The 7,827-nt window shown below is 70.4% G+C and carries 9 protein-coding genes; 2 read left to right on the forward strand and 7 right to left on the reverse strand.

The features are described 5' to 3' along the window. Window positions 1–5 precede the first annotated feature (5 nt). Complete coding sequence (locus D7X74_RS36635; RefSeq protein WP_255424518.1) at window positions 6–155, forward strand: SUMF1/EgtB/PvdO family nonheme iron enzyme; 150 nt, start codon at window positions 6–8, stop codon at window positions 153–155. Between the two features lie 3 nt (window positions 156–158). Here the strand turns inward: D7X74_RS36635 and D7X74_RS36640 are convergent, their stop codons facing one another. From D7X74_RS36640 to D7X74_RS36665, 7 genes are all read right to left on the reverse strand, one after another. Beyond that, window positions 159–1,436, reverse strand: a complete 1,278-nt coding sequence (locus D7X74_RS36640) for a threonine/serine exporter ThrE family protein (RefSeq protein WP_120537627.1) — start codon at window positions 1,434–1,436, stop codon at window positions 159–161. Beyond that, entirely contained in the window at window positions 1,433–1,561 is a 129-nt protein-coding gene (locus D7X74_RS44915; RefSeq protein ID WP_255424517.1) for a hypothetical protein, read from the reverse strand. Before D7X74_RS44915 ends, D7X74_RS36640 begins: the two co-directional genes overlap by 4 nt. Window positions 1,562–1,565: 4 nt before the next feature. Further along, the gene (locus D7X74_RS36645) at window positions 1,566–3,320 is read right to left on the reverse strand and encodes a SulP family inorganic anion transporter (RefSeq protein ID WP_120537628.1); all 1,755 of its coding nucleotides are present in this window, start codon (window positions 3,318–3,320) and stop codon (window positions 1,566–1,568) included. Window positions 3,321–3,419: 99 nt separating this feature from the next. Continuing rightward, on the reverse strand, window positions 3,420–4,319 hold the full coding sequence (locus tag D7X74_RS36650; protein WP_120537629.1) for a bile acid:sodium symporter: 900 nt from the start codon (window positions 4,317–4,319) through the stop codon (window positions 3,420–3,422). Then, on the reverse strand, window positions 4,319–5,317 hold the full coding sequence (locus tag D7X74_RS36655; RefSeq protein ID WP_233595977.1) for an HAD family phosphatase: 999 nt from the start codon (window positions 5,315–5,317) through the stop codon (window positions 4,319–4,321). The genes D7X74_RS36650 and D7X74_RS36655 overlap by 1 nt, the downstream gene beginning before the upstream one ends. A 343-nt stretch (window positions 5,318–5,660) precedes the next feature. Then, a complete protein-coding gene (locus D7X74_RS36660; protein WP_158620498.1) occupies window positions 5,661–6,626 on the reverse strand; it encodes a CorA family divalent cation transporter in 966 nt (321 codons plus the stop codon). Window positions 6,627–6,648: 22 nt separating this feature from the next. Beyond that, window positions 6,649–6,939, reverse strand: a complete 291-nt coding sequence (locus D7X74_RS36665) for a DUF1214 domain-containing protein (protein WP_199741981.1) — start codon at window positions 6,937–6,939, stop codon at window positions 6,649–6,651. Between the two features lie 79 nt (window positions 6,940–7,018). Between D7X74_RS36665 and D7X74_RS36670 the strand changes: the two genes are divergently transcribed. Next, a partial coding sequence (locus D7X74_RS36670) for a DUF1254 domain-containing protein (RefSeq protein WP_147446817.1) occupies window positions 7,019–7,827 on the forward strand: 809 nt, incomplete at its 3' end.

The following is a 7,827-nucleotide window of genomic DNA, read 5'->3' on the forward strand; positions in this document are numbered from 1 at the left end:
CCCCCATTCCCCGCCGCGTCCTCAAGGGTGGCAGCCACCTGTGCGCGCCCAACTACTGCCGCCGCTACCGCCCCGCGGCGCGCTCGCCCCAGGCCGTGGACAGCGGAGCCAGCCACATCGGCTTCCGCTGCATCGTGCGGCCTCCCACCCCGTAGCCGCTACGCATTGCCAGCCCGAGGGGGGACCGGGTCCTCCCGGTCCACGGAGAAGCGCGGCGGCACCACCACCGTGGCGAACACCAGGCCCAGCACGAGCTGGAGCGCCACCAGCAACACGTCGAACAGCCGGGCGTTCGCGCCCGCGCCTCCCGCGCCCAGCAGCGCGACGAGGGCCTGCGTTCCGACGAACCCCGGCGCCAGCTGCAACAGCCCCGGCATGATGACGGTCATGGGCATCCGGTCCTTCCCGCGCCCGTAGAGCAGTCCCGCCACCCCCAGCACGAACGCGGACACCAGCGGACTGCCCCTGTCCCCGAGCACCGCCTTCGCCGCCGCCTGCGTCGCGTAGGCGAGCAGCACCCCGCAGACGATCCACCCCACGTCCCGCGGCCGTCCGGACATGCACACCGCCAGCGCGACGCCGCCAATGCCTACCAGCACCAGCGTGACGAGCGCCGGCAGCGCCTGCGCCCCGAAGTGGGGTGGCAATGGCCAGACGAAGCTCCAGAGCGTCGCCGCCGCCGTGATGCCCACCCCCATCATCAGGAAGCGCAGCAGGCCATAGGTGAGCCGGGGCAGGCCCGCCTCCACCGACTCGGTGGCCAGCTCCAGCGAGCCCAGCGTCACCACCATCGCGGGCACCAACAACGTCGCGCCTCCGAACAGGGCTCGCACGGCGTCGAACGACGGCAGGACGAGCGTGAACCCGAACGCCACCAGCGTGCCCAGGAACGTCGCCACGAAGCTCTTCTGCAAATCCAGACGCTGCGAACGCAACGTGCCGAAGTGGATGACGCCCGCGAGGACCCCCACCACGAACGCCACGCCCATCTCCAGCCACGCCCCACCCACCCGGGCCGCGACCGCCGCGCCGTAGACACCGTACGCCAGGAACACCAGCCATTCGGGATACGGTGAATGCGTGGCCAGGATGCGGTCCAGCTCCGAACGGGCCTCGGGCAGCCGCACACCCCCTTGCGCGATGGCGTCCGCAAGCCGCAGGAGCGCCGCCGCCCGGCCCAGGTTCCAGTGCGGGTTGAAGGGCAGCCGCGCGAAGGCCACGCGGGGACGCCGTGAGGACACCACCTCCGTCATCGCCAGACTCTGGAGCGTGAAGACCTCCACCTGGAGCCCCCAGGCCTTCGCCGCCCGCCTCACGCGCGCCTCCACCAGCAGCGACGGCTGGTAGGCCAGGTGCAGGGCCCTCGCGAGGTCGAGCAGGAAGGCCGACGCGACCTCCTCGTCCACCGGCAGGTCCAGGGGATGCTCCCGTCTCATGTCGCCTCCGCGTCGCTGTCGTCGCCCGCGCCGCCCGTCTCCCGCGTGTCGATGCGCGAGAAGCTGGCGCAGGACGCGTCCTGCCCCAGCGCCACGCCCCTGCCCCACCCGGTCGTGCGTTTCATGGCGTCAGTGCACCGGAGCAGGCCGGGCAGCCTCCGCCATGACGGGCTCCCGGGGACCCTCCTCCTGCTGGAAGGCCCGCACTGCCGCGCCCACGGTGGGAAAGAGCCGCTCCTTCCCCAGCCGGGCAAGCAGGCCCGAGCGCCGCAGCATCGAGCGCATCGGCGCCCGTGCCTGCGCCACCGCGAGCACGATGCCTTCGCCTTCCAGTTCGCGTCGCAGCTTCTCCAGCCCCTCCGCCGCGGTGACGTCCAGGTCGAACACGGAGGACGCATCCAGGACGAACCACTTCACCGGGACGCGGGACTCCGCCACCAGCCTGCGCACCTGTTCGCGCAGGAAGCGGGCGTTGGCGAAGAAGAGGGGCGCGTCGAAGCGGTAGACGACGAGCCCGGGCACCGTCTCCGCGTCCGCGTGGCCCTCCACGTCGTGCCAGCCGGGCACGCCCTCGCGCTCGCCCAGGACGGCGTCGTGGGGATGGGCCGCGCGGCGGATGAGGTCCACCAACGCCAGCGCCACCGCGATGAGGATGCCCTGCAGGATGCCCAGCAGCAGCACGCCCAGCATCGTCACCACCGCGAGCAGCGCCTCCACTGGCCGCACCCGCCACAGCCAGATGATGGGCTGCACCTCCAGCAGGTACACCGCCGCGACGATGACGATGGCCCCCAGCGTCACCAGGGGCAGCTTCGCCAGCAGCGGCGTGAGGAACAGCGTGAACACCAGCACCACCGCCGCCGCGCCCACGCCCACCAGTTGCGTGCGGCCCTTCATGGACGCGTTCACCGCCGTGCGCGAATCGCTGCCCGTCACCGGGAACCCCTGCGTGAGGCCGGTCACCAGGTTCGCCGCCGCCTGACCGAAGAACTCCTGGTTCGCGTCCAGGCGGTAGCCGAACCGGTCCGCGTAGATGCGCCCCGTGAGCACGGAGCTCGCGTAGTTCACCAGCGCGAGGCTGAGCGCCGCCGGCAGCAGCGCGCGGAAGTCCGCGAAGCCCACCGAAGGCAGTCCAAAGGCAGGCGCCTCCGCGGAGATGCTTCCCACCACCTTCATGCCCCCGTGCTCCAGTTGGAACACAGAAGCCGCCAGCGTGGTGAGCACCACCATCACCAGCGGCGCGGGCCAGCGCGGCAGGAAGCGGCGCATCGCCACCAGCGCCACCATGATGCCCAGCCCCAGGAGCAGCGTGGGCTCGTGCGTGCGTCCCACGTTGGACGCCACCTCCCAGAGCTGCCCCGCGAACTCGTTCGACTTGCGCTCCAACCCCAGCATCCGCGCCAGCTGACTGCCGATGATGATGAGCGCCGCGCCGTTGATGTAGCCGATGAGGATGGGCCGCGACAGGAAGTCCGCGAGCGCCCCCGCCCGGCACAGTCCTCCGATGAGGCTGATGCCTCCCACCATCAGCGCCAGCAGGGCCGCGAGCGACGCCAGCCGCTCCGGGCCTCCGCCCGCCACCACGGGGGCCAGCGCGGTCGCGGTGAGGATGGCGGCGCCCGCCTCCGGCCCCAGCAGCAGGTGGCGCGACGGGCCGAACAGCGCGTAGGCCAGCATCGCGAAGACGCCCGCGTACAGCCCGGCCACGGGGCGCACGCCGACGATCTGCGCGTACGCCAGCCCCTGCGGGATGAGCATGGCCCCCACGGTGAGCGCGGCCAGCATGTCCGCGCGCAACCACCGCTTCGGATACGTCCGCGCCTGCTCGACCCCCGGAAGCGCGCGCCGCAGGACGTGGCCGAGCGTGTCCGCTGACAGCTTCATGGCCCGTCCCCTTCGGGCACCCGCCGCGGTGCCCCCTTCCCGCGGTCAGGGTGGGGACGCACGCGGCCCACGGCATCGCCCACCCGGCCACATGCGCGCTCAAGCGTGGGCCCGCCTGCCCGGCGGCAGCGACGTTCCACGTCCGCGTTCGGACTTCAGGTGGCGCTGGTTCCAGATTTGATACGGCAGCAGCGCCAGGGTGCGCACCACCAGGTACAGGCCCATGACGCCCAGCAGGGTCTTCATCGGGTAGGTGCTGCCACCCAGGCAGAAGGCGAAGGCCGGGTTGCCGAAGACGGCGGAGATGGCCAGCGCCGTGCTGTCCTCCGGCCGGGGCCTTCCCGCCAGGTGGCCCATCACCGCCGAGCCCAGCGTCACCACCAGCATCGCGACGAAGCCCCAGAAGTGGAGGCGCTTCAACAGCGGGAGGCCGGCGACGATCATCAGCAGCGCCGCCACCGCCAGCGCGACGGCGAAGAAGAGCTTCGCGGGCTTGAGCAGACGCCGGGCCCAGACGGGCGACAGCTTCTGGAGTCCAATCCCCAGTGCGAAGGGCACGAGGAACGGGAGGATGACCCTGGCCAGGAGGACCCGGTATGGCGGCGCCTGGATGGCCACCGGGAACAGCTGCTCCAGCAGCGTCAGCGACAGCGGCAGCAGGACGATGGCGATGAGCGACAGGGTGATGGACAGCGCCAGGGCCAACGGCAGGTTCCCCTTCTGCTGGGAGATGAGCTTGAGCGACATGGGCAGCCCCGGGCAGAACGCCATCAACGCGATGACGCCCGCCGCGACGGGTTGCACTGGCAGCAGCGCCCTGGCCACGAGCACGGACAGCACTGGCACCGCCACCAGCGACACCAGCAGCCCCCGCTTGAACGCCGGCTGACGCACGCCCCGGCCCAGGTCCTCCAGGTGCCACGCCAGCCCCTGGGACAACCCCAGCGCGACGATGAAGCTGGACACCAGGAAAACAATGATGTCGTGCAGGACGTGCATCAGCGTCCCTCCGGGAAGATGTGTTTCCAGTCCTGGCGCATGCTCACCACCGCCCAGCCCCCGGCGCGCGCGGCCTTCAGCGAGGCGTCGTTCTTCTCCTGATAGGCGAACTCGCGCTGCGCGTCGTCGTGGTTGATGAGCAGGGTGAAGCCCGCGCGCGGCTGCTGCTTCGTGTACTGGAGCATCTGGATGTCCCCGCCCGAACGCACGTTGCCCGCGGCGAACACGGGCCGCCGCCCGATGCGCTGCCCGATGCCCACCGGCTTGCCCGCCTTGTCATTGATGTGCTCCACCTTCGCCTCGCGCCGCAGCACGGGGTGGCCGTCCTGGTCGTCGAAGTGCTCCTTCAAGTCGCTGCCGATGACCTGCTGGGGCGGGATGCCGTAGGTGTCCTCGGAGATGACGCGCATGAAGTCAGTACCGCCACCGGAGCTGATCCACGTCTGGAAACCGTGCGCGCGCAGGTACTGGAGCAGCTCCAGCATGGGCGCGTAGGCAAGCTGCGTGTACGGCACGCCGAGCTTCGGGTGGCGGGCGGTCTTGAAGAAGGTCCGCGCCTCCGCGGCGAACTCCTCCTGCGTCTTGCCCTTGTGGGTGGCCGAGAACAGCGCCATCAGCTCAGGCTCGTCCATCGTCGAAAGCAGGGCCAGGTCCCCCTCCAGCACGGCCTTGAAGGGCTGCTTGAGCGCGAGCGAGGCATCCTCCTTCACCCGGGCCTTGACCTGTTCCTTCAGGAAGGCGCCCTGCACCACGGGCTGCTCCTGCCAGAGCGTGCCGTCGTTGTCGAAGGTGGCGATGCGCTCTTCCGGAGGGATGAAGCCAGGGCTGCCCTCGGTGGTGGAGCGGGTGACGAAGTCGATGATGGACTGCTTCACCGGGCCGTCGTTCCAGGAGGGCAGCGGATCCGCCGCGAGCGCCTGGAGGGGAGCCGCCCAGAGCAGCGCGAGGGTCCAGAGCAGGCAGGTCTGTCGCGAGCCATTCCGCATGCGTCGAACCACGGCCGCCTCCCCTTCACGCAATCCCAGACACCGACCCCAGGAGGGTGGGCCCTGAAGGGAGACTTCACAACGCGGCGTGGAGGGGACGCGGGAAGGGCCTGCTGTGCCCGCAAGCCGCCCCCGCCCCCGCGGAGGGGGCTTGCGTCGTCTGTGCGAGAGAGGAAGCGGCGCAGCACAGGCCCCCCATGAGCCCGAGCAGCTTCCAGCATGTGCGAGCTCCCGCCATTGTGCTCTCCCCGCCTGTGCTGCGCCCGGGATGAAGCTGGTGAGGAAGTGGCGGCTCCGCACATGGGGTCCGGGGTCGCATGGCACTGTCCGCTGACGGAGGCCCGCCTGCTTCACTTCAGACCAGATCGCGGCGGCGCAGGGCCCGCCACTCCATGACGGCGAGGACGATGAGCACGAGCACCAGCAGGAGGAACGCACCCCTCCACTCCGTGCCGGGGATACCACCCAGGTTGACGCCCAGCAGGCCGGTGATGAAGGACAGGGGGAGGAAGACGCCGGAGATGATGGTGAGCAGGTAGAGGATGCGCTGACTCTTGTCGTCCTGACGGGCCTTCTCGTCCTCGTGAAGGACGCGGGCGCGCTCGACCAGGGCATCCAGTTCCTTGAGGAGGGAGCCGGCGCGCTCGGAGCTCTGCTGCATCCGCGGCTCTTGCGCGACGAGCCACCCCACGTCCAGCAGGCTGACCCGCACGATGGCGTCGCGGGAGAGCGAGACGAAGCGGCGCTGCTCCAGCAGCCCCCGGCGCAGCCTGCGCAGGTGCTCGGCGGCGACATCCTCCGCGCGACGCTCCTCGAAGCGCCCCTCCAGTTCGGACAGGGCGTCGTCGAAGTCCGTGAGGCGCAGGGCGGCCTCCTCGATCGCGGCGTTGGCGAAGGCGAGGAACAGGTCCGGGCCCCGGGGCCCATGGCCCTGCGCGAGCTTGTGGCGCAGCAACACGACGGCGGGCTGACCGCCGTAGGCGATGGTGACGCAGTGCTGCGACGACATCCAGGCGCGCAGCATCCTTGGGGGAGCCCCGGTGCGCACGGCATCCGGGTGCTGCATGAGCAGGATGAGCTGATCGCCCTGGACGACGTCGGTGCGCACCCGTCCCACGTCCCCGAGCAGGGTGTCGCGGACGTCCGGAGGCAGGGGGAAGGTCTGCTCCAGCACGCGGGGCAGGTCCGGGATGTCCGGGGACAGGTTCAGCCAGAGCGCGCCATCCGAAGGCTTCCAGTCCCGGACCTGCTCCAACGGCAAGGGACGCGCTCCGCCCCCGCCATCGAGCAGGAGCGCGAAGGCATTGTCGACTCCATCCATGTCCGCCTCCGCGGGTGGCTCCTCATGCATCCAACGGGCGCACCGGAGGCAGCGTCCACTGGCCCTTCTGGACCCGCTCGTCGGGCCCATAGAAGCGGTAGACGAGCGTGAAGGGCCCTTCGGGCGCGGGCAGCCAGTTGGCCCGCTGCTCCGGTGCCGTGGGCATCTCCCGCTGGATGAACAGCGACAGGGAGCCATCCGGGCCATACTTCAGCCCCGGCGTCCGGTCTCCCAACGCGTAGCGCTCCAACGGGTTGTCCACCAACTCCCGCTCCGGCAACCGGTACAGCGTCAGCGACCAGAAGAACTTCACCGGCGGCAGTCTCCAGATTCAAGGCACGCTGGACGACGGACCCTGGGCAGGGAGCGTCGTCCGCCGGGGGAGGTCCGTCATGCAGCAGGGGTCGGAAGCAGTCGGGGAGGCGTCGCGCGAGGAGGAGGGTGCCTCACTCCAGGAGGCGCGGGAGATTGCTAGGGATGCGTTCGTCTACGCCTACCCGATGCTCTACAACTACAAGACGCTGTACCTGAGCACGCAGGACCCGCTGTCGTCGGGCTACACGGGCGGCTTCCAGCGCTTCCGGCACTTCGCGCGGGTGCTCACGCCGAAGGACACGGACGTCGTCACGCCGAACAACGACACGCCCTATTCGATGGCGTGGTTGGATTTGCGGCGCGAGCCCCTGGTGCTGCGCCTCCCGGAGGTGGAGAAGGACCGCTACAACGTCTTCCAGTTCTGCGACCTGTTCACCCAGAACTTCGCCTACCTGGGCGTGCGGACGACCGGCTTCAAGTCGGGCCGCTACCTCATCGCGGGGCCGGGCTGGGACGGAGCGGTACCGTCGGACATGGACGGGGTGGTGCGCGCGCCGACGCAGCTGGTGTGCATCGTGGGACGCACGTCGCTGTCAGGGATGGGGGATCTGCCCCTGCTGCGTGAGCTGCAGAAGCAGTACCTGCTCACGCCCCTGTCGGAGTTCGCCGGAAGGGCGCCACCGCCGCCGGTGCCCCACGGGGTGTTCCCTCCCTGGGAGGAGGCGCGGGCGTTGTCCGCGCGGTTCATCGGCTATGTGAACTTCCTCTTCCAGTTCATCCCGCCGGTCGCATCCGAGCGTGCGTTGATGGAGCGCTTCGCGAGGATTGGCATGGGCGCGGGGCGGGTGTTCGCGCCGGAGGAGCTGTCGCGCGAGTGGGTGGAGGC

It is taken from the genome of Corallococcus sp. CA047B (assembly GCF_003612065.1).
Lineage (GTDB): Bacteria > Myxococcota > Myxococcia > Myxococcales > Myxococcaceae > Corallococcus > Corallococcus praedator.

Coding starts and splice junctions, on each gene's coding strand:
- D7X74_RS36640 (WP_120537627.1), bottom strand. CDS start 1,436: ATGAGACGGGAGCATCCCCTGGACCTGCCGGTGGACGAGGAGGTCGCG.
- D7X74_RS44915 (WP_255424517.1), bottom strand. CDS start 1,561: ATGAAACGCACGACCGGGTGGGGCAGGGGCGTGGCGCTGGGGCAGGAC.
- D7X74_RS36645 (WP_120537628.1), bottom strand. CDS start 3,320: ATGAAGCTGTCAGCGGACACGCTCGGCCACGTCCTGCGGCGCGCGCTT.
- D7X74_RS36650 (WP_120537629.1), bottom strand. CDS start 4,319: ATGCACGTCCTGCACGACATCATTGTTTTCCTGGTGTCCAGCTTCATC.
- D7X74_RS36660 (WP_158620498.1), bottom strand. CDS start 6,626: ATGGATGGAGTCGACAATGCCTTCGCGCTCCTGCTCGATGGCGGGGGC.